This is a genomic window from Psychrobacter sp. MES7-P7E, assembly GCF_002863645.1.
GTDB lineage: Bacteria > Pseudomonadota > Gammaproteobacteria > Pseudomonadales > Moraxellaceae > Psychrobacter.
Genome location: NZ_PJBU01000077.1, coordinates 52,489 through 73,667, shown reverse-complemented (window position 1 = coordinate 73,667; position 21,179 = coordinate 52,489). Strand labels below are relative to the sequence as shown.

Annotated in this window: 16 protein-coding genes; 13 read left to right on the top strand and 3 right to left on the bottom strand. The window is 42.7% G+C overall.

What is annotated here, in order from left to right:
- Positions 1-70: 70 nt before the first annotated feature.
- The 5 genes from CXF62_RS04740 (at position 71) to CXF62_RS04720 (ending at position 7,565) form a co-directional block, all read left to right on the top strand.
- A complete protein-coding gene (locus CXF62_RS04740; protein ID WP_228153168.1) occupies positions 71-562 on the top strand; it encodes a hypothetical protein in 492 nt (163 codons plus the stop codon).
- 1,327 nt (positions 563-1,889) lie between these two features.
- Positions 1,890-3,155, top strand: coding sequence for a tyrosine-type recombinase/integrase (locus CXF62_RS04735; RefSeq protein ID WP_102093112.1), 1,266 nt, complete (start codon positions 1,890-1,892; stop codon positions 3,153-3,155).
- 212 nt (positions 3,156-3,367) lie between these two features.
- Positions 3,368-6,148 (top strand): phosphoenolpyruvate carboxylase, encoded by a 2,781-nt coding sequence (ppc, locus tag CXF62_RS04730; protein WP_102093111.1) that lies wholly within the window; start codon positions 3,368-3,370, stop codon positions 6,146-6,148.
- Positions 6,149-6,405: 257 nt separating this feature from the next.
- Positions 6,406-6,654, top strand: coding sequence for a gamma-butyrobetaine hydroxylase-like domain-containing protein (locus tag CXF62_RS04725; RefSeq protein ID WP_102093110.1), 249 nt, complete (start codon positions 6,406-6,408; stop codon positions 6,652-6,654).
- A 77-nt stretch (positions 6,655-6,731) separates the two neighbouring features.
- On the top strand, positions 6,732-7,565 hold the full coding sequence (locus CXF62_RS04720) for a TauD/TfdA family dioxygenase (protein WP_145990534.1): 834 nt from the start codon (positions 6,732-6,734) through the stop codon (positions 7,563-7,565).
- Positions 7,566-7,696: 131 nt separating this feature from the next.
- On the opposite strand, the gene CXF62_RS04715 is transcribed toward CXF62_RS04720, so the two are convergent.
- Positions 7,697-8,836, bottom strand: a complete 1,140-nt coding sequence (locus tag CXF62_RS04715) for an MFS transporter (protein WP_102093108.1) — start codon at positions 8,834-8,836, stop codon at positions 7,697-7,699.
- Between the two features lie 193 nt (positions 8,837-9,029).
- Between CXF62_RS04715 and CXF62_RS04710 the strand changes: the two genes are divergently transcribed.
- On the top strand, positions 9,030-9,941 hold the full coding sequence (locus CXF62_RS04710) for a LysR family transcriptional regulator (protein WP_102093107.1): 912 nt from the start codon (positions 9,030-9,032) through the stop codon (positions 9,939-9,941).
- Between the two features lie 117 nt (positions 9,942-10,058).
- On the opposite strand, the gene CXF62_RS04705 is transcribed toward CXF62_RS04710, so the two are convergent.
- Positions 10,059-10,511, bottom strand: coding sequence for a hypothetical protein (locus CXF62_RS04705; RefSeq protein WP_102093106.1), 453 nt, complete (start codon positions 10,509-10,511; stop codon positions 10,059-10,061).
- Positions 10,512-10,673: 162 nt separating this feature from the next.
- A complete protein-coding gene (locus CXF62_RS04700) occupies positions 10,674-11,681 on the bottom strand; it encodes a hypothetical protein (protein WP_102093105.1) in 1,008 nt (335 codons plus the stop codon).
- Positions 11,682-11,915: 234 nt separating this feature from the next.
- On the opposite strand from CXF62_RS04700, the gene CXF62_RS04695 reads away from it, so the two are divergent.
- From CXF62_RS04695 to CXF62_RS04665, 7 genes are all read left to right on the top strand, one after another.
- A complete protein-coding gene (locus tag CXF62_RS04695; RefSeq protein WP_102093104.1) occupies positions 11,916-12,941 on the top strand; it encodes a LysR family transcriptional regulator in 1,026 nt (341 codons plus the stop codon).
- Positions 12,942-13,225: 284 nt separating this feature from the next.
- On the top strand, positions 13,226-14,512 hold the full coding sequence (locus tag CXF62_RS04690; protein ID WP_102093103.1) for an NRAMP family divalent metal transporter: 1,287 nt from the start codon (positions 13,226-13,228) through the stop codon (positions 14,510-14,512).
- Between the two features lie 372 nt (positions 14,513-14,884).
- Complete coding sequence (prpB, locus tag CXF62_RS04685) at positions 14,885-15,778, top strand: methylisocitrate lyase (RefSeq protein WP_102093102.1); 894 nt, start codon at positions 14,885-14,887, stop codon at positions 15,776-15,778.
- Between the two features lie 100 nt (positions 15,779-15,878).
- Positions 15,879-16,535, top strand: coding sequence for a DUF2059 domain-containing protein (locus CXF62_RS04680; protein ID WP_102093101.1), 657 nt, complete (start codon positions 15,879-15,881; stop codon positions 16,533-16,535).
- 93 nt (positions 16,536-16,628) lie between these two features.
- Complete coding sequence (gene prpC, locus CXF62_RS04675) at positions 16,629-17,768, top strand: bifunctional 2-methylcitrate synthase/citrate synthase (RefSeq protein WP_102093100.1); 1,140 nt, start codon at positions 16,629-16,631, stop codon at positions 17,766-17,768.
- Positions 17,769-18,075: 307 nt separating this feature from the next.
- Positions 18,076-20,709, top strand: coding sequence for a Fe/S-dependent 2-methylisocitrate dehydratase AcnD (acnD, locus tag CXF62_RS04670; protein WP_185156597.1), 2,634 nt, complete (start codon positions 18,076-18,078; stop codon positions 20,707-20,709).
- A 144-nt stretch (positions 20,710-20,853) separates the two neighbouring features.
- Positions 20,854-21,117, top strand: coding sequence for a type II toxin-antitoxin system Phd/YefM family antitoxin (locus CXF62_RS04665; RefSeq protein ID WP_102093098.1), 264 nt, complete (start codon positions 20,854-20,856; stop codon positions 21,115-21,117).
- Positions 21,118-21,179 lie beyond the last annotated feature (62 nt).

Here is a 21,179-nt window from a genome sequence, read left to right as displayed (position 1 = left end):
GCAGAGTCCGAATATAGGTATGATGTAATAGTCGGTAACACTTATAGGATAAAAGCTCGCAGAGAATAAGATGCCAACATATAAATCGCTGACATTACTATTGACCATAGGACTGATGCCTGTCGGTCACGCTATAGCGGATGTATCAAAAGTAGATCAGAAACAAAATGCCATGGCTGATATAAAGATTGCGACCATCACGAAAATGTACCAACAAGATATTGATGACCAAGGTATGAGTAATCCTGTAGTGCTGCAGCAATATGCTGATGCTGACTTGCAAGCAGCGATGCAACTTGAGCAAGCATATTTTGATAAAACTCAGACGTCCTGCAATATAGATTACGATGTACTTTGGAACTCGCAAGATCCTGACTATACGCAAGACAAAAAATTTTCAATAACTGATCAAGGATTGGTTCAGGTTAGCTTGGCACAAGGTAGCGATATTTATTATGAGCTTTCATGTGATGATAATGATAAAACTTGCCAAGTCGCAGATGTGGTTTTAGATCAGGATGACAAAACTTTGCGTCAGCATTTGCTTGAAACTTGTCGTTAGTAAAAGTCTATAACTCAAACTCATATTAAATCTGATCTAAGGTATAAGAATGACATGGTATAAATGGTTTTTCGCCTAACTACTAAAACCGTTGGTTTGTTTTCGCATAATGTATATTATGTTAAAGGGACAGTACCCGATGATAAGTTCATGGGATTATGTCTATATCATAAATAACAGTCAGTTTAGTTAATAGCCGTTTAAATATAATGTACATGTCATGGCTAAGTAATCATTGCAGTCGTCACTATGGTAAACCTTAACTGAATCTGTTTTATCAACTATATGTGGAATCCTTTTGACATCTAGTATGCTTGTACTCAAACTTGCTACATATTCATAATATAGCTAAAAACCTCTTTCAAATCGTAGGATAAGTTACTTTTATAGCTCATCGAAGCTTCAAAGCTAAACTGTTGGATGAGTTTGTTCTACGTGTCACCATCATGCTGGCTACATCTGTCAGAATATCCAATCAGCACTTTATCCAGTCCCTCATTCTTAATCGTCACCTAAAAGCCAAATCTACCATCATTCGGTTGTTATTAACTTAATCAACTGGATCTTTGGTGCCAATGCTCTTGCAACGTATTGAATGTAGTCAACTGTCACGTGTCTATATATAGGATACTGTTACTCATAGATTGACAGCTGACATTAAATACTAAAACCCTATTTGATGCTTCTTATCCTATATCACTGCTAAGAGCGCATGTAGACTCTAATACTGATAGTTTTATTTAGTTTGACTATGAGTCTGGTTTCTATACATTTTATACTTAGGAGTGTCATAACTAACCAAGTCATAATATCTTCTTCCCTGATTCGCCCACAGAGCCTTTCAAATCAATAAAGCATTCATTAGTGTCTTCTGATATCTATCACTCCTCGCAAGATGTTTTTATCTGAAGCACTAAGTTGCCATCTCCAAATTTGCACAGAACAGTACTATGCCCCTGATTTTTATATTCTGTGCGAGTACAGGAGCATGGTTTTTTGTATAAAGAAATTGAAGAACTCTATCAAACATAGCAAATAGAGTTTTTACTTTTAACCTCTCTTAGGTTTATTACCCTAAACGCCATATATCAATAAACACATAGCTTACTCCCTCTCTTTCCTCTATACTTAATTATCCCCAAGTTAACCTTGGGGATGATTAAGTGTTAAAACTATTACTCTATAAGATTTTACTAAAAATACTAATGAATACCAGTGTCCATGACAGTGTCCAATACTTCTATATTTTTCTATAGAAGAGACTTTTTATAAGTCATCAATCATAAACCTATCATTAACTTTAATTATCATATTATGGATATATATTATGGCTATCGACATTGCAAACGATATCAACAAGCTCGAATGCCGAGACAAAGATTATTCTGTCAGCGTCTCGGGCGTGGCTGGCTTAAGTCTTCGTATTTATCCAAATGGAAAAAAGGAATACTACTTACGTTATTCCCATCCGCATATCGAGGGCAAACGCCCTAGGATGATGTTGGGTAAGATTGAGGATGTCAGTCTCCATGAGGTTAAGTATAAAGCAGACACCATTCTTGATATGGTCGCAAAAGGCTCTGACCCTAAAGCTATCCAGCAAAAAGAACAAACCAATAAATATACTCACCTAAAAAATGCACCATTTTCTGAGATTGCTCAAGCATGGCGAGAACACAAAACAGCAGGTCGCAATCAAAATAAATCTAAAAAACCGTCATACAGTGAGTCAACCCTCAAGTTCTGGGATTTATGTCTAGGGTATATGTGCCAAGAGATTGGTGATTTAAGAATGGACGATATCACCAGTGAGATGATACTGAGTGTGTGCGAGTCGATTCAAAACAATGAAAATCAAGCGACTTTCGTTGGTGCGAGCACTCGGCTATACACTGAAAAAGTCTTTTCATTCGCTGTTGCTCGAGGGTTGTGCGATAGAAATGTGGCGATTGATACCCGTGGTGAGCTTGCCCCTGCCAATTCAGGCCATCACTTGCCAGCCATCACCAAACCAGATCAATTTGCGACTCTCTTAAAGGATATGTCCAATTTTAGAGGCGCAAGCAAAATCACACTAGAAGCTATGAACTTATTGCCTTATGTATTTGTGCGTAGTATCGATCTGCGCTCAATGCGTTGGAATGACATCGATTGGGACAATAATACATGGGCATTCTCCCCGACTAAGGGCGAAGGTCGTGACGATATGGTCTCGCACTTAGTTGTTCCTTTAGCCACGCAAGTGATTTCTCGATTACGAAACATCCAATCAATTACTGGGCATAAGGAACATGTATTTGCGTCGATGCGCGGTTCAAGCAATGCTTATATTAGTAAAGCGACGTTGGTACAGATATTCCACCGGCTTGGATATAAAGACGTGCAATGTGCGCATGGATTTCGAGCATCGGCTAAAACCTTGCTCATGGAACAGCCTGAGCTACGCTATTCAGATATCGTCACAGAATTACAGCTAGGTCATCGGATAAAAGACACACATGGCGGGGCTTACAACAGACTTGACGAAATCGATACTAGGGTGCAGATGATGCAAGATTGGGCAGATTATATAGATAATCTTCGGAGTCGTTAGAGAAATAACCTAAATAAGCTTTGTCTGATGACTGCCGAAAAACAGACTTAGCCATATATTAGTAATAGTGTCATAAAGGTTGATTAGCAAAAAAGTTGCTATCAACATCAAGCAGGCCTCACCTATTTATGTTAAATTGCAAAAAACCATAAGGATATTACGTATAAGATAACCATAGTATTGTATCCACTCATTTGATAGGAAGGTTGAAGATGACACTAGATAACAACGTACTACGTAAACGCACCAGCTTGTTGGGTTCATTATTAGGTGATGCTATTTCACGCCAATCTGGTGAGCAGACGCTAGATACGATTGAGACGCTGCGCAAAGGCTTTATTCAACAGCGTCGTGAGCCGAATGAGGCACATAAACAGCAGCTTATCGATTTTATTGCTTCTTTGGATAACAAAACCTTAAAAAACGTTATACGCGGCTTTTCTATCTATTTTTTCCTAGCCAATCTAAGTGAAGAGAATTACTTGCGTGAGCAGCGTCATGCACAGCGTATGCAGTCTGAGCAAAGCTGGGAAGGATCATTTCGTCGTACCTTACTTGAGTGTCGTGAACGCAATATTGAGCCTGTTCAAATGCAAGAGCTGATTGATCAGCTAAAGTTTACGCCTGTGTTTACCGCACATCCTACCGAAGCGCGTCGCCGTACCACGATGAATATCTTACAAAGTCTATTCACGCATAGCGATGCTTTAAATAACGTGTCTGAAAACAGCTTCGCCTACGAGCAAGCCAAAGAGCAAACGGCGCAAACGATTGATCTATTATGGTCTTCTGATGAAGTACGCACCCGTAAGCCGTTGGTATATGATGAGATTAATAACGGTCTGCATTACTTTAATGCCAGTTTGTTCAATGCCATTCCTAAAGTATATCGTAATATCAAAAAAGCCATTGTCGATATCTATCCAGAGCTCACAGACTATCCACTGCCTGCATTTATGAGCTTTGGTTCATGGATTGGTGGTGATAGAGATGGCAATCCTTTTGTGACTTTTGAGACCACAGAACTTGCCGTATTGATGCATGCTGATACCGTGCTGCGTCACTATCAGGTGCTACTCAAAAAGCTGCGGCGCCAGCTGATTCATAGTGACACCATTGTCACCGTTTCACCTGACGTATATGCCAAAATCAAAAGTTATGATGAGCTCGATCAGCGTGTGTTTGACTATAACCTCGACGACTATGGCAATGAGCCATATCGTCGCCTGCTCTCTATCATTCTGACTAAAGTTAAAGCCACCAATCGCCGCATCCAAAGTAAAGGTACGGATATCGAGGCCGAAAAAGATGCCTATGCCAATCCAGAAGAATTACTAGAAGACCTGCGCATTATCCGTCAAAGTGTCAATACACACGATACGGCACACAGCGATGGATTACTACTAGACGTCATTCGTTTGGTCAAAACTTGCGGCTTTCATTTGGCAGCGCTCGATATCCGTCAAGAGTCGTCATACCATGGCGAAGTGATTGCCGATATCTTTGCCAGTGCCTCCAACCTACCTGATTATCAGACGCTAAGCGAAACCGAACGTCAAGAATGGCTCACACGATTGCTAGAAAAACCAGGCACGCCGCTTATCTATACTGACAACCTGACAGACAAAACGCGTGAGCAATTGTCACTGATGAATTCGGTCGCTACTCTACGCAAACTGGTGGGACAAGCTACTTTTGGTAGCTATGTTATCTCGATGACCAATAATGCTAGCCAGCTACTAGAAGTATTGCTGCTCATGCGGTTTGCAGGCTTATGCAGAATTGATGACGAAGGTCAGTTGTCTGCTGACTTACCTGTAGCACCATTATTTGAGACCATCGAAGATCTGAAAAATATCGATAAAATCTTGCCTGCCGTATTAGACAATCCACTGTATCGTGGACTGCTACGTAACACCGATAACACGCAAGAGATTATGCTGGGTTATTCAGACTCATCAAAAGACGGCGGTATTATCACCTCTGCATGGCAGCTTTATAGTGCACAGCAAACCATCAACCATATCGCTGAACAATATGGTATAAAAACACGTTTATTCCATGGTCGTGGCGGCTCGGTAAGCCGTGGTGGTGGATCAACGCACAAAGCCATTGCGGCACAGCCAGCAGGCACGCTGCATGGGCAGATTAAGGTAACTGAGCAAGGCGAAGTGCTCTATGCCAAGTATGCCAATACAGATACTGCCGTGTTTGAGCTGACCATGGCGATCACGGGTACACTCAAAGCCTGCTCGACAAGGTTTGTGGTACAACCGACTGAGTTGCCAGAGTATGAAGCGCTGTTTGCACGCTTAGCAGATGCTGGAGAGCAGCGCTATCGCGAGCTGACCGATCATACCGAAGGGTTTTATAAATTCTATTCCGAAGTCACGCCAGTACAAGAAATCTCTCTGTTAAACATTGGCTCACGTCCTGCCCATCGTAAAAAAGGCCTACCAAGTAAGACCACCTTGCGAGCGATTCCTTGGGTGTTTGGCTGGTCATTGGCACGCTTTACCCTACCTGCTTGGTATGGCGTCGGTAGTGCGCTAGATAGCGTCAAAAAAGACGAAGCATTGATGAAAGAGATGAACAAGCACTGGCCGTTTTTTAGCGTATTTATCAGTAATATCGAGATGGCCTTTACCAAAGCCAATATGAATATTGCCGAGGCTTATAGTCAACTGTGTGATGATGAGCCGTTACGCGAAAAGATCATGACAGCGGTCACCGATGAATATACGCTGACCAATTCAGGATTAAACTCTCTGCTTGAGCAAGATTCTTTATTATCCAATCAGCAAAACCTTGCTTCATCCCTGCAATGGCGAGACGCTTATCTAGATCCTATTAACTATATCCAGATTGAGCTGTTAAAGCGTGCCAGACAACAGGACACCCTGAACGATTCGGCACATGGCGACCTTAATGTAGAAGATCCATTAATCCGTAGTATCAATGCGCTAGCTGCAGGGTTACGAAATACTGGTTAAGGTAGCTTTTCGATAATTAGCTTTCGGATAAATAAAAAGCTTATACCAATTGTCGCAAATATTAAGGCTTCGTTCGCGAAGCCTTAATATTATTCAAAACCCTTCAAAAAATATCTCGCCAGATATCAATCGCAGTTTAGTACTGCGTTGATTGATATTGCCTATTAGGTGATTCGTAATTCATTGTTTGAATAACCGATCCGAACAAGATACCGTAAAATATATTTTTACTTCATGTATATGTAGGGTCTGCTCCAATGGAAACGCCTCAATCAACACCATCTCTAGACGTCTCAATAGAAAATGACTACCAAATAGAATCCGTTGCGCTCATTGATCACGCCATTCAAATACGCTGGAATGATGGTATCGACAGTACGTATCACTATATCTGGCTGCGTGATAACTGCCCATCGGCTTTTCATCCGCACACTGGCGAGCGTAGTTTTGAAGTGTCTCAAAAGATATCCATCCACTCTCTGTCTCTTTTGATGAGACAACGCTGACGATTGAATGGTCAGAACAAGCGCATATCAGCCACTTTGATCAGAGTTGGTTACGTGAGTTTGGGTATTCTAGTGCATTGGCTAAGGACCATAGCAGTCCTTATGAAAGCTGGGATGGCACGTTTATTGACCACATTCCGATGTATGACCAGCAGAGTATCATGACCAGTGACAGTGCTTTATATGAGTGGATGAGTGCGCTAGATAAATATGGGCTTACTATTATTGATAATATGCCAGATGACTCTGATGCTGGCGTACAGACCGCCATGCGAGTTGATTACCTGCGGCAGACTAATTTTGGCATGACCTTTGATGTGATATCAGAGAAGTCGCCGATCAATTTAGCTTATACCTCGCTCTCATTACCTTTGCATACCGACTTGCCAAATCAGGAGTTACCTCCAGGCTATCAATTTTTGCATTTTTTGAGTAATGAAAGCATAGGCGGCGAATCTACTTTCGTAGACGGATTAAAGGTGTTAGAAGGGTTACGAGAAGAACAGCCTGAGTATTTTCGCTTGCTGGCCGAATATGCCATCCCCTTTCGTTTTCATGACACTGCCCATGATATCCGTGAGCACCACCCTGTCATCAATCTAGACAACTTTGGCAATATTGTAGAAATCAAATACAACGCCCATCTTGCAGATGTTTTCGATTTACCAAGTGACGTTATGTACGACTACTACCTTGCTTATCGAGAGCTAATGGCCCGACTAAAAGACAGTCGCTATAAGATTGAGTTGAAATTAGCAGCGGGTCAAATGGTCGTTTTTGATAATCGCCGAGTTTTGCATGGACGTAATGCATTTGATGAAAATGTGGGCGAGCGTCGTCTCAAAGGCTGTTATGTTGACCGCTCAGAATTTAAAAGCCGTTTACGAACGCTTAAAAAGCAACTGGCTTAACACGATCCACAAGCTAACTGATGCTGTGATTGTTATATAAATGGCATCAGCATCAGTGCTTGGCTCAGTGTCTATCGACGATGCTAAGCTGCTTCCCTTCATGTTCCCTTATGAAAAATACAAGCGCTCTATCAAACAGTTTTACGACCTTTCCCAAACAACACCATACTAATAATGACGCTAAACACGCTGCACATAATAAACACGTTGTGCGCGCCGCCTGGCATGTACTCCATAAATGATGTGAAGAACTGCCCCGAAAACACCGCCATCGTAAAGTAAGATAAGTTACGGCCTCGTACGTTAGCAGCACTTAGCTCGACGGTCATATGGTTCAACAGCGGAATACTAAAGCCAAATCCAATGCCGATCAATAGTGCGCCTAATGTTAATAGCAAGGTGCTGGTTTGCGTAAAGCAAATATACGACAGCGCAAATGCGAAAAAGGCCAATGCCAATACTTTAGGTTCATTCAACCATTTGATTATTTTTGGCATAAAGCCTGCAGTAACGACCGCTACCAAAGAGATAAAGGCCAGCAGTTGACCGATTTGTGATTCGTTATAGCTCAATTCATGCATGGTGATAGGCAGTAACACGGTTGAGGTGAAAAAGATGGTCATCGCTAAAGTTGAGATAAGATACACATTTTTTAGAGATAGACCACTAATAATAGTTTTACTATCGTCCTCATTAATCTGCTCATGGCTTACAGCAGTTGCATGATGCCGTGGTACAAACAGTAGTAGCATGGCTAAGAATACCCACGCAATCAAATAAATCGATAGCGGTAATGCCCAAAACTGTGAGGCCAGCAAGCCACCTAAAAATAAGAATATGACCCCGCCCAGCTCAATGGACATGCCTTGCTTGGCAATCATCTTTAAGCGAGCCTCCCCCTGATACCAGGTAGAGATTAGTACCGTACAGCTCGCCATGACGACTGCCGTTATACCACCCAATAGAAACCGATTGCTAAACACCTGTGCCGGCCCATGTAGAAGATAAGCACTGGCACCTGCAAGTCCGTATAAAAACAAACCGATTATCAAGAGCTTATACGCCCCATATTTATCGATTAACTTGCCAGCCAGTGGCGCAAATACCACCGCACCCAATGACGGCAAGGTGATTAATAGCAAGCTGTTGTCAGTAATGCCCAAGCCTGCCGAGATGCTAACCAAGCCAGGTGCCAGTAACGTACCGACCATAATGGTCAAACTGGCAATACACAGTAAGGTAAAACTACCTGCGGTTTTTAATTGGTTCATATGTGTCCATGGTCAATTCGATATCTATTACGGATATAACTGTTCGGCTTAGTAAATCATGCCGCAAGTATAGAATCTATCAAACCATAACAAAAATGATAGTATATGATTGAATCCATACAAATACTGTATGGATAAAAAATAAGACTGAGCAAGATTTTGATGAAAGATGTTAATAAAAGGGATTGATGGTATGGATATAAAAACACTCAAAAGCTTTATGGCCGTGGCCAAGCACCAGAGTTTTTCGGAAGCGGCGCGTGAACTGTATACCGTACAACCTGCCATCAGTCGCCATATCTCATCGTTAGAGACAGAGTTAGGCGTTGTGCTGTTTAACCGTACTTCTCGTGAGGTGACTATTACACCCGCTGGCGAGCAACTATTGAAAGACGCTGCTGTTATTTTGAGCTTAGCAGAACAAGCAAAAACACAAGTTAAACGGGCACATGACGGACAAGTAGGCACGCTCAATATTGCGCATCTAAGCTCAGCTTGTTTGACCTTTATGGCCACGTTGGTACGCAGTTATAAAGCCCAATTTCCGCACGTACATGTGTCATTGTTTGAGATGACGGTGACCGAACAGATAGAAGCGTTTAACAATGATCGCATCGATATTGCTTTCTCAAGACCGTTGCCGAGCGCTATTGCTAATGACTTTGTTAGCCACAGTATTTATATCGACAAATTGGTGGCGATTATGAACCAGAGCCATGCATTAGCCAATCAGACAACCATTGATTTGGCGCAGATGAAAGATGATAAGTTTATTATTTTTAACCGTGATGAAGCGGTTGGTCTATTTGATGAAACCATCATGCTATGCAGACAAGCTGGGTTTTCGCCCAATATCATCAGTCAACCCAAGCACATGCAGACCTTGGTGACCGAAGTGGCAGCAGGATTGGGCGTGGCGATTGCGCCTTACTGCGTACGCAAGCTATATAGCGAGGGCTGTCACTTTATGATGCTAAACAACGTTAGCACACACATACCCGTGCATATTCAATACAAGCAAACCAATCACAGTGCAACGGTTGCCGCTTTCGTGGATGTAGCGTTAAGCGCAACAGATGACATACAACAAAGCATGGAGCACTGAGCCCACAAAAAAGCCCCATTTCTCTTCTCTTATGTTTAGAGAGAAGAAATGGAGATTAATGTTATTCACTTACTGATTTATAGTTATCAATATAATACTATAACGCTAATAGCAGCCCTAATAACTGGATTCACGATATAAGGTTTTATGTGCTTCTACTCTAAAGTCTGCAGCGCTGACAGCAGGCGTCATACCATGTGTACTGTACTTAGCTTGTATGATCTTTTCTTCCTCACGAAATAGCGCATTTTGCGCTTCTTGCTTGAAATCATGATAGCTAAGGGCGGTGTCATCTTCATGACCGTCAATAACTATAGATTTTCTAGGTTGGTTTTGGCTATTCGAATGCTGTTGTATAGTCTGATTAGCATTAGCCTCTTTAGTAATGTTGCTGACTGTTAAACCGTTATTAGTCGTCGACGCTTGAGATAGCGTGGAAGAAATACGGTTAGACATATAGAAAGCAGATATTAGAACAATACAGATGACACTGATAATAGCAAAAACAAGACTACGGGGTCTGATGCTTTTTGGCTCGATATCATTATTCACGTTTTCTGATTCATTCATAGTTACGTACCGTCTAATTCATATCACTAATAGCACATAACCGTGCCTTTTACATAATGATACGAATTTTATATTGTATTGCAACGATTTCTAGTACGAACGTCTCGAATAAATTGATAGACGGTTATCTAACTGTTAAAAATGGTATAAAACGTAAATCCTTTAATCATTGGTTTCGCGGTATAAGGTGGTCTGTGACTCTTGCCTAAAGTCCTCATAAGTTATGGCAGCTTCTTCAATAGCTATAACAGTGGCATCATTTTCTGGTGTAGGAGCTTCAGAAGTTGACTCTCGCTCATTAGCAGCTGGCAGGTCCTGTCTATTGTTGTCCAAAGCATCTTGCTGAGTAGTGGCTGGTTGCGTACTTACAGGGTCAACGCTATCCGTAGTTGTTTGACTATCAGTAGACAGTACTGGATCAGCACTAACAGCTGGTGTACTGTCTATCTCTACATTACCATCAGTGCTGTTGTCTATACTATCAACCGTAGAAGTAGATAAGACTCCTGAAAATACAAGCATTAATGCAATAGCAATCAATACGATTAAACCAATCGACATAGCCATCATGAGAGGTTTCTTGCTTTTGATCACTTTATTGTCTATGACTGGCTCTTCGATAGCTGATTTAGGCACATTCTCTATGTTTAAAGAGATGTTTAAAGAATCATCATCCGATATCTCAGTTATGTTAGATTCACTATGGTCAACCGTAGAGGGCGACTCTGTTTGATTGCTACTATCTATATTGTTGCGTTCTATGTATTCTGAGGCCTCTGTATCTGAACTGACATCAATACTAATACTATCGCTATCATTGGCGATATTCAGCACATTATTTTCAGGTAAATTTTCAGATACTACATTTGTACTTGATGCTTTAGAGGTGGTGTTTTCTACTGTAGTATTTTCTGTTTCTAGCAATAACTCTTGCTCACTGCTTTGATCTTCAAACAGTTGCAACTCTTCTGTGCTCAAGGGTTCGAAAGCGGCAAGGTTCTTTGCGCTTTCTAGTGTTTCAAATTCAGCCTGATCGTTCTCTTCGGAGCCCTGGACTCGATTAATAAAGCGTTCATAGATATCGTTGTTACGCTTACGCGACTTTTGGTCAATAATTCTAGCCAATTTTTCTTCAAAATCGGTGCCAGCGTCTTCTTTTTCGTCGCTCATAGAATAATACCAAACCAGTTTTCTCTACTGGTGTTAAATGATTGCTAGAATGAATTTTCTTACTATAGTGTAACAGTGTTATTAGCCAACAATATAGTTGCTCGACCTATTATCTTCAAGCACAATTTATGGGATAGCGCTAATATAGATAAGAACTATTCTAAATAATATGATAAATCAACCTTAAGAACTGTTCTATGTAGATATAGCATAGACTATGACAGGCTCAATAGTATGGATTTAAAACAGCTTAACGCGTTTATCGCGGTTGCAGATTTGCGCAGCTTTAGCGCTGCCGCCACCAAAACAGGACTGTCACAGCCGAGTCTGAGTCGCTTGCTAAAACAGTTAGAGACTGACATGGGCGTGGTGCTTATTGATCGCTACCACAGGCCACTACATCTGACAGAAGCGGGCAGTTTTTTCTACGATAAAATAAGCACCATACTGACCGAGATTGATACTGTAACCAGTATGACTCAGCGTCTATCAGCACCCAGCAGCGTTTTAAATATAGGTTTTGTGCCCTCAGTACTATATGGCCTGTTACCTGAAATCATTGCCACGCTTAAACAGTTCAGCCCTGATATCGACGTTAATTTAAAAGACATTAGCTCATATCAACAAATGGATGCCCTCAAGTCTGGTGAAATTGATATTGGTTTTGGCCGATTTGCCCATCAAGACCCATGGATTCAGCAAATCCTGCTACGTCATGAACGCTACGTGGTGGCATTACCAAAATCACACCCGCTTGCCAATGTACGTAAGCAGCGCCTGATAGATCTAGCGAACAATCGCTTAATTTTATACCATCAAACACATTTGCCAGTATCGTCCACGGTGACGACAGAGACAGGGACCCAATCGAGCGACAAGTTATCTACAAATAGAGTCAACCGTGCTGCTACTCATGAAGCAGCATCTAGCGAGCCTATTACTGAGCCTTTACTACATCTTTTTGCCCAGTATGGTATCTCACCTTTTATAACCACGACAGTCAGCGATTTGCAGGTAGCATTGGGACTGGTCGCGGCAGGAGAAGGTATTACATTGGTGCCTGCCAGCTTGCAAACCGTACGTACGGAACAGATCAGCTACCAACGTTTGGTTCATGAAAATGTCACCTCCCCTATTTATTTACACACCCTCAAAGACTTTGTACACCCAAAAATACCTGACTTGCTCACAGCCATTTATCACGTCTACGAACAGCGCGGCATTACTTATCGGCAGCAAAATTTTGTGTCACAGGCCTAAATGGGCAGATATCCGATGAATATTGTGTTATAAAGAACCGCCAAAAATAATTCATTTTAAATATTGATATTATTTTATAAGTATGCTAACTAACAAGAATAGCAATGCAAACAAATAGTAATAATAACTAGAATAATCATTCTCCTAGACAGTGTTGGTGTAATAAAGTCGATACGATGTAAATCGTTTTATATTTAGACGGTTTATAGGACGTTCTTTTCTGATCATTGGCAAGCTGACACAGGTAAGTGATAATTTGCTGTTTTAACCATTTCGAGGTATTCATGTCCACACAACAACTCAACAACCCAAGTGCCCCTGACGATAGCGTTGCCTCGCAACAAGAGGGCTTTAGCTGGCGCATCTTTGGCCCAGGCATTTTGATGGCGACTGCTGCCATTGGTGGTTCGCATTTGATTTCATCAACACAGGCGGGTGCTATCTATGGCTGGCAATTGGCCATTATGATTGTATTGGCTAACGTGTTTAAGTATCCGTTTTTTCGCTTCGCAACTGACTACGTCTACGATACTGGCGAGAGTTTGATTGCAGGCTATGCCAAACGCTCCAAGGTATATCTTTGGGTATATTTTATTCTTTCTATCTTGTCAGCGGTTATTAGTACGGGTGCGGTCTCACTTATTGCGGCCGTAATTTTGGGCTTTATGTTGCCAGCCTCACTTGGTCTGTCGACAATGGCGTTATCTCTCATTATCGTCGCGGTCTCTTGGTTCTTTTTGATTGCAGGGCATTACAAGTTGCTCGATGGTGTGACTAAGTGGATTATGATTGCGCTTACCACGGCTACTGTTGCTGCAGTTATCATTGCTGCTGGCAAGCCAACCGTTATGGCAGTAGATTTTGTGGCGGTTTCTCCTTGGAACCTAGCCACATTGGGCTTCATCGTAGCACTCATGGGCTGGATGCCAGCACCGCTTGAGTTTGCTGCGATTACCTCTATGTGGACCTCTGCCAAAGTCAAAGCAGATCACACCACGCATAGCCAAGGCTTGTTAGATTTTAATGTTGGCTATGCAGTATCAGCGATATTGGCGTTGTTCTTCTTATCGTTAGGTGTGTTTGTCCAGTATGGATCAGGACAAGAGATTGAATTGGTCGGCGGTGCTTATATCAACCAGTTGATCAATATGTATACCGCAACCATTGGTGAATGGTCGAGGCTACTGGTCGCTTTCGTCGCCTTTATGTGTATGTTCGGCACGACCATCACCTGTGCTGATGGCTATGGACGCGCTAATGCTGAATGCTGGCGCCTGCTAAAAGGTGAGAGTGAGATCAATAAAAAGCAGATCGCTTTTTGGACGACTTATGCTATCGGTGGCGGGCTTGTGATTATCACGTTCTTTACCGGACAATTAGGCGCTATGCTTAAGTTTGCCATGATATCGGCGTTCGTCTCTGCGCCTATTTTTGGTTGGTTAAACTACTCATTGGTTAAAAAGCATAAGAAACTGTCAGCAGGTATGAATGCTCTGTCTATCGCGGGCTTGATATTCTTGGCAGGTTTCGCATTATTGTTCTTGGCCAATATGGCAGGTTTATTTGCTTAAGCTTTTGCTTAATTTAAAACTCAGCACTTAACAATCTTATTCAAGCAAAACATAAGCCCTGATAGCCTAGCTGTTGGGGCTTTTTAATGAGTGTAATTATATCAATAAGGCAAGGCAGCTTTAGTAATTGTAACTAAATGTAAAAAATAGAAGATTCTAAAAGCTGTGATTTTAAGCAATATGAATACTTATTGTGAGAAATTACCAATAACTGCATAATGCTATTTGAATAATGAATACTATTAAAAATACTACATTTTGTTATTATTTAAATTAAATATTAATTAATAACCCAAACTTTTCAGGCATGAATAATTGAGTATAATCAGCTACAACAATTAGAATATTTCCCCTCCATGTAAGGACAATCACATGACTTCATCTTCAGCAGGCGCGCGCTTTCGCAGTGCTCTCACTCAAAAAAATAATAACAACCAGCCATTACAGATTGCAGGCGCTATCAATGCCTATACAGCGATGATGGCGACCCAAGTTGGTCATCAAGCGTTGTACCTCTCTGGTGCTGGCGTGGCCAATGCCTCGTTTGGTTTACCTGATCTCGGTATGACCAGCCTAGATAATGTATTAGAAGATGCGCGCCGTATCACCGATGCCGTTGATACACCATTATTGGTTGATATCGACACTGGTTTTGGTGGCGCGTTTAACATCGCCCAAACCATCAGAAAGATGGAAAAAGCAGGTGTCGCTGCGGTGCATATTGAAGACCAAGTCGCGCAAAAACGTTGTGGTCATCGCCCTAACAAAGAGATCGTTAGCATCTCAGAGATGGTTGATCGTTTAAAAGCGGCATTGGATGCAAAGACTGACCCTGACTTTGTAGTGATGGCACGTACAGATGCGTTGTCAGTAGAAGGGTTAGATGCTGCTGTGGAACGTGCCGTCGCATTTCAAGAAGCTGGCGCAGATATGATCTTTGCAGAAGCGCTAACTGATATCGAGATGTATCGTAAGTTCACTGATGTGTTGGATATTCCAGTACTGGCAAACATGACAGAGTTTGGTCAGACCGATTTATACACCACTGACCAGTTGTATAGTGTGGGTGTGGAGATGGTGCTATATCCGCTTTCCGCTTTCCGCGCTATGAACAAAGCAGCATTGAACGTTTATCAACATTTATTAGATGATGGCACACAAGACAAAGTCGTTGATACCATGCAGACCCGCATGGAGCTCTATGATTTCTTAAACTATCATGAGTTTGAGCAGACACTAGATAAGCTATTTGCTGATAATAAGTAGTCAATAACTAATAATTGCCAATTAGCAACGCCGAAACGATAAACAACCTCTGTGGACTTTATCGTTTCAAAATCCGTCTTCATTTACCTTTAGGTTATTTATGCCATTTTTTACTACTAACACGGTTGTCAAATCCTCACTACTTAGTAGCACGCTTGGGGCGCTGTTATTCATGACAGGCTGTGATAAAACACCAGAAAAGGTTGATGATACATCCAGTGATACGAGCGCTACGGTTGTTAGCGAAAGTGAGGCTACACCATCAGAGATCGACGATCAAAACGACTTGATCATGACAACGATTACGCTAGATACCGTCAACAGCCTATTGTTCGCCCCGATCATTAATAGTGGCGCGCTCAGCGAAGAGCAAGTCAGCTGCCTTGAATCGCGCGACAAGGACTTGGGCAAAACGGAAGTTGATAATTTCTATAAGAGTCAGTTTATCGACGCAGAGTTAAAAGAGTTGGATAACTTTTATACGTCAGACGTAGGAAAAAAGATGCTTGCTTTTGGAAATGAGCAATTACGCGTCATGAATGGTGAAGAAGTGGCAACGCCAATGGCTGACCCTACTCCAGAAGAAATGGCTGAAATTCAGACTTTCATGGAATCTCCGCTTGGTGTCAAATATATGGAGATCAACAATGCTGAAGGTGAAGGCAGTGCAATGGAAGTCTTGAATGGCCCTATTGAAGCTGAATTTGAGCGTTGTAACGTCGATTTAGACGGTCCACAGCCTGAACAGCCTGCTTAACGCTAAACTAGCGCTATAGTCATTAATCAATAAATTTATTATCAGAAACATCGTTTTCACTCAAAAAAAGCTACCAACAAAAGGAATGTAACCATGGCAGCACAAAACCAATCAACAAAAGTATTGTCAGGCGCAGGTCTACGCGGGCAAGTCGCTGGTAAAACCTCTCTATCTACCGTTGGCAAATCAGGCTCTGGTCTGACCTATCGCGGTTATGATGTATCAGAGCTGGCGGATAAGTGTATTTTTGAAGAAGTGGCTTATTTGCTACTGTACGGCAACTTGCCTACTCAAAGTGAACTTGATGCTTATCAAGCCAAGCTAAAGAAGCTACGCGGTCTACCACAAGCATTAAAAGATGTGCTTGAGCGTATCCCTGCTAGTGCGCATCCAATGGATGTGCTACGTACGGGTTGCTCTATGCTCGGCAACCTTGAGACTGAGACTGATTTTACTCAGCAAAATGATCAAACTGACCGTATGCTGGCTGCTTTCCCATCGATTATCAACTACTGGTATCGTTTCAGTCATGACGATGTGCGCATCGAAACCGACACGGATGACGCTACCATCGGCGGGCATTTCTTGCATTTGCTCAAAGGCGAAAAACCAAACGAGCTACACGAAAAAGTCATGAACGTCTCACTTATTCTCTATGCAGAGCATGAGTTTAACGCCTCGACCTTTACCGCTCGTGTCTGTGCGTCTACCTTATCTGACATTCACTCTTGTATCACGGGTGCAATCGGTTCCCTACGTGGTCCATTGCATGGCGGTGCGAATGAAGCGGCGATGGATATGATTGAAGGCTTCAGCTCACCTGATGACGCTGAAGAAGAAATGATGGGTATGCTGGCGCGTAAAGATAAAATCATGGGCTTTGGTCATGCGATCTATAGCGAGTCAGACCCGCGTAACGTCGTGATTAAAGGCTGGGCTGAGAAGCTAGCGGCTGACGTTGATGATGAAGTGTTGTACCCAGTATCAGTACGCTGTGAAGAAGTGATGTGGCGTGAGAAAAAACTGTTCTGTAATGCTGACTTTTTCCATGCTTCTGCCTATCACTTTATGGGTATTCCAACCAAGCTATTCACCCCTATCTTTGTCTGTTCACGTCTGACTGGTTGGGCCGCTCACGTGTTTGAGCAACGTGCTAACAACCGTATCATTCGTCCAAGTGCGGAATATACTGGTGAAGAGCTGCGTCCTGTACCAGATATGAGTGCGCGTTAAACGGCTGTTATTTAGCAATTATTAAAATGATTTGTGCTAAGTAATCTTATCAGCTAGCGGCAGTGCTAGCTGATATAGGTATGATGATTGAGCCTTGCTATGAGTTTTTCAGGTTTAATCGTCATACGCTATCTTTTTTATAAACCATGCCCTTTTAATTTTCAATATCGCTTCTTTAGCAAAGCCTACAAAAGCAAACGATGATTTTGCTAAAGGAATGAATTTTTACCCAATATAAACGCTTAACTACTTATTATAATTAGCCAACAGCCAAAGGTGACTTATGGACAACACCCTCGTACAACCCATGAATGACGACTTTAAAAAGCCGCTACCAGATACTGACCTTTATTATTTTGACACCCGCGAAGCTGTCGAGCGTATCGAGGAAGGTGCTTATGACAAGCTACCATTCTGCTCAAAAGTATTGTGTGAAAACTTAGTGCGCCGTTGCCCACCAGAAGAGCTGACCGATGCGCTAAAACAGCATATCGAAGGCAAGCAAGATCTAGATTTTCCTTGGTACCCTGCCCGCGTCGTTTGTCATGATATCTTGGGTCAGACAGCCTTTGTTGATTTGGCAGGCTTGCGTGATGCTATCGCTGAGCAAGGCGGTGATCCGTCCAAGGTAAACCCTATCGTACCCACTCAGCTGATCGTTGATCATTCATTGGCGGTTGAGCACGCAGGATTTGAAGACAATGCATTTGAGAAAAACCGTGCGATTGAAGAGCGCCGTAACGATGACCGTTTTCACTTTATCAACTGGTGCCAGTATGCTTTTGACAATGTCAACGTCGTACCACCAGGCAACGGCATCATGCATCAGATTAACCTAGAGAAAATGTCACCTGTCGTACAGGTCGTGCACAATAAAGAAGGTGAGGAAGTCGCGTTTGCTGACACGTTGGTCGGTACGGATAGTCATACCCCCATGGTTGATGCGCTAGGCGTTATCTCGATCGGTGTGGGCGGCTTAGAGGCCGAAAGCGTGATGCTAGGTAATCCATCATATATGCGCTTGCCTGATTATGTGGGCGTCAAATTAACAGGCAAATTGCAAAAAGGCATCACTGGTACGGATCTCGTACTGGCGATGACTGAGTTCTTACGTGATGCAGGCGTGGTCTCTACTTATATCGAATTCTTCGGTGACGGTGCACGCCAGCTAAGTGTCGGTGACCGCGCCTCTATCTCAAACATGACGCCTGAATATGGCGCAACTGCTGCGATGTTCTATATCGATGAGCAAACCATTGACTATCTGCGTCTGACGGGTCGCTCTGAGGAACAGATTAAACTGGTTGAGCAGTATGCCAAACAAACGGGCCTGTGGGCTGACGGTATGGAAAAAGCCGAATACGCACGCGTCCTTGAGTTTGATTTGTCATCAGTTGGTCGTAACATGGCAGGCCCATCGCGTCCCCATGCGCGTGTATCTACCGATGATTTGGTGGCCAAAGGCATCGCCCACGCGCCTGATCAAAAGCTACCTGAACCAAAAGACGGTCTGATGCCGGATGGCGCGGTTATTATCGCTGCTATTACCAGCTGTACCAATACATCAAACCCTCGCAACATGGTGGCCGCAGGTCTTGTCGCTCGTAACGCCAATGCCAAGGGACTATTACGCAAGCCTTGGGTAAAATCGTCACTCGCACCCGGATCAAAAACGGTCAAGATGTACTTAGAAGAAGCAGGCCTGATGCCAGAGTTGCAAGAGATTGGCTTTGACGTGGTTGGCTTTGCCTGTACGACGTGTAACGGCATGAGCGGTGCACTTGATCCTGACATCGAAAAAGAAATCATCGACAATGATTTGTTCACCACGGCAGTGCTATCTGGTAACCGTAACTTCGACGGTCGTATTCACCCATACGCCAAGCAAGCATTTTTGGCATCGCCGCCACTGGTTATCGCTTATGCCATCGCTGGTAACATTCGTTTTGATATCGAAAAAGACTCATTGGGCAAAGACCAAGACGGCAATGATGTGTATCTAAAAGACATCTGGTTTGATGATGAAGAAGTGGATGCCATTGTTGCTTCTGCTGTTAAGCCTGAGCAGTTTAATGCCGTATATATCCCCATGTTTGATGAGGCCAAAAAAGATACGGGCAAAGCGTTAAGCCCATTGTATGACTGGCGTGAAATGACCACATATATTCGCCGTCCGCCGTATTGGGAAGGTCAAATGGCAGCGATGAACAAACTAAAAGGTATGCGTCCGCTTGCCGTATTAGGTGATAACATCACAACCGATCATATGTCGCCATCAAATGCTATTCTTGGCTCATCAGCAGCTGGCGAGTATTTGGACACTATGGGCTTGCCTGCTGAGGACTACAACTCATACGCGACCCATCGCGGCGACCATTTAACCGCGCAACGTGCCACCTTTGCCAACCCTAAACTATTGAACGAGATGGTACGCGATGAAGATGGTGAAGTTATCCAAGGCTCACTGGCGCGTGTTGAGCCAGAAGGTCAAGTCATGCGCATGTGGGAAGCGATTGAAACCTACATGAACCGTGAGCAGCCGCTGATCATCATCGCAGGTGATGGCTATGGTCAAGGCTCAAGCCGTGACTGGGCTGCCAAAGGCGTGCGTCTCGCTGGCGTAGAAGCAGTCGTCGCTGAGGACTTTGAGCGTATTCATCGTCAAAACTTAGTGGGCATGGGCGCGCTACCTCTACAGTTCGAGGAAGGTACGACTCGCCATACGCTAAATATCGATGGTACGGAAACCTTTGATGTCACAGGTGAAGTCTCGGCTGGCGGGTTGATGACTCTAGTGATTCATCGTACCGATGGTAGTACCACTAAGACGCCTATTATCTGCCGCTTAGATACGGCTGATGAAGTAAAAATGTACAACGCTGGCGGTATGCTACAACGCTTTGCTAAAGAATTTATCGAAGGTACGTTAGATATTGCTTAAGATTATTATGTAGGTTTTAACACGATAAATAGCAGAGTACAAAATTCGCCGATGTTGTATAGCCTTATATGACATCGGTTTTTTCATTGATAGTAATAGATATTTATATGATACTTGATAGAGGTTATTACTAAGAGAAATTCTATGAAACGTATCAGCCTTTCTAAAGCAGAAAAAGACTTTGAAGCGGTTTTAGATACTGTAAATTATAATGATGACCCGATCATTATAAGTCGTCAAAATAATAATGATGCAGTTATCATGTCGCTTGCTCATTACAATGGCTTGATGGAGACACTTTACTTATTAAGGTCACCTGTTAATAGTTCACATTTAGCTGAGTCTATTCAACAGTATAATGCGGGTCAAGTTAGGGTACATGGTCTTAAGAATAATACCTCATATTAAATCAGCTCTCACCTCTTTTATTATGATTTCTGATAAGCTATCTCAGGACTAGATAGTCAACT

Excerpts from the sequence above, each read along its gene's own strand:
- CXF62_RS04695 (WP_102093104.1), top strand. The coding sequence starts at position 11,916 with ATGGATTTAAAACAGCTTAACGCGTTTATCGCGGTTGCAGATTTGCGC.
- acnD (WP_185156597.1), top strand. The coding sequence starts at position 18,076 with ATGAATGACGACTTTAAAAAGCCGCTACCAGATACTGACCTTTATTAT.
- CXF62_RS04700 (WP_102093105.1), bottom strand. The coding sequence starts at position 11,681 with ATGAGCGACGAAAAAGAAGACGCTGGCACCGATTTTGAAGAAAAATTG.
- CXF62_RS04715 (WP_102093108.1), bottom strand. The coding sequence starts at position 8,836 with ATGAACCAATTAAAAACCGCAGGTAGTTTTACCTTACTGTGTATTGCC.
- ppc (WP_102093111.1), top strand. The coding sequence starts at position 3,368 with ATGACACTAGATAACAACGTACTACGTAAACGCACCAGCTTGTTGGGT.
- CXF62_RS04735 (WP_102093112.1), top strand. The coding sequence starts at position 1,890 with ATGGCTATCGACATTGCAAACGATATCAACAAGCTCGAATGCCGAGAC.
- CXF62_RS04680 (WP_102093101.1), top strand. The coding sequence starts at position 15,879 with ATGCCATTTTTTACTACTAACACGGTTGTCAAATCCTCACTACTTAGT.
- prpC (WP_102093100.1), top strand. The coding sequence starts at position 16,629 with ATGGCAGCACAAAACCAATCAACAAAAGTATTGTCAGGCGCAGGTCTA.
- CXF62_RS04705 (WP_102093106.1), bottom strand. The coding sequence starts at position 10,511 with ATGAATGAATCAGAAAACGTGAATAATGATATCGAGCCAAAAAGCATC.
- CXF62_RS04665 (WP_102093098.1), top strand. The coding sequence starts at position 20,854 with ATGAAACGTATCAGCCTTTCTAAAGCAGAAAAAGACTTTGAAGCGGTT.
- CXF62_RS04740 (WP_228153168.1), top strand. The coding sequence starts at position 71 with ATGCCAACATATAAATCGCTGACATTACTATTGACCATAGGACTGATG.
- prpB (WP_102093102.1), top strand. The coding sequence starts at position 14,885 with ATGACTTCATCTTCAGCAGGCGCGCGCTTTCGCAGTGCTCTCACTCAA.
- CXF62_RS04725 (WP_102093110.1), top strand. The coding sequence starts at position 6,406 with ATGGAAACGCCTCAATCAACACCATCTCTAGACGTCTCAATAGAAAAT.
- CXF62_RS04690 (WP_102093103.1), top strand. The coding sequence starts at position 13,226 with ATGTCCACACAACAACTCAACAACCCAAGTGCCCCTGACGATAGCGTT.
- CXF62_RS04710 (WP_102093107.1), top strand. The coding sequence starts at position 9,030 with ATGGATATAAAAACACTCAAAAGCTTTATGGCCGTGGCCAAGCACCAG.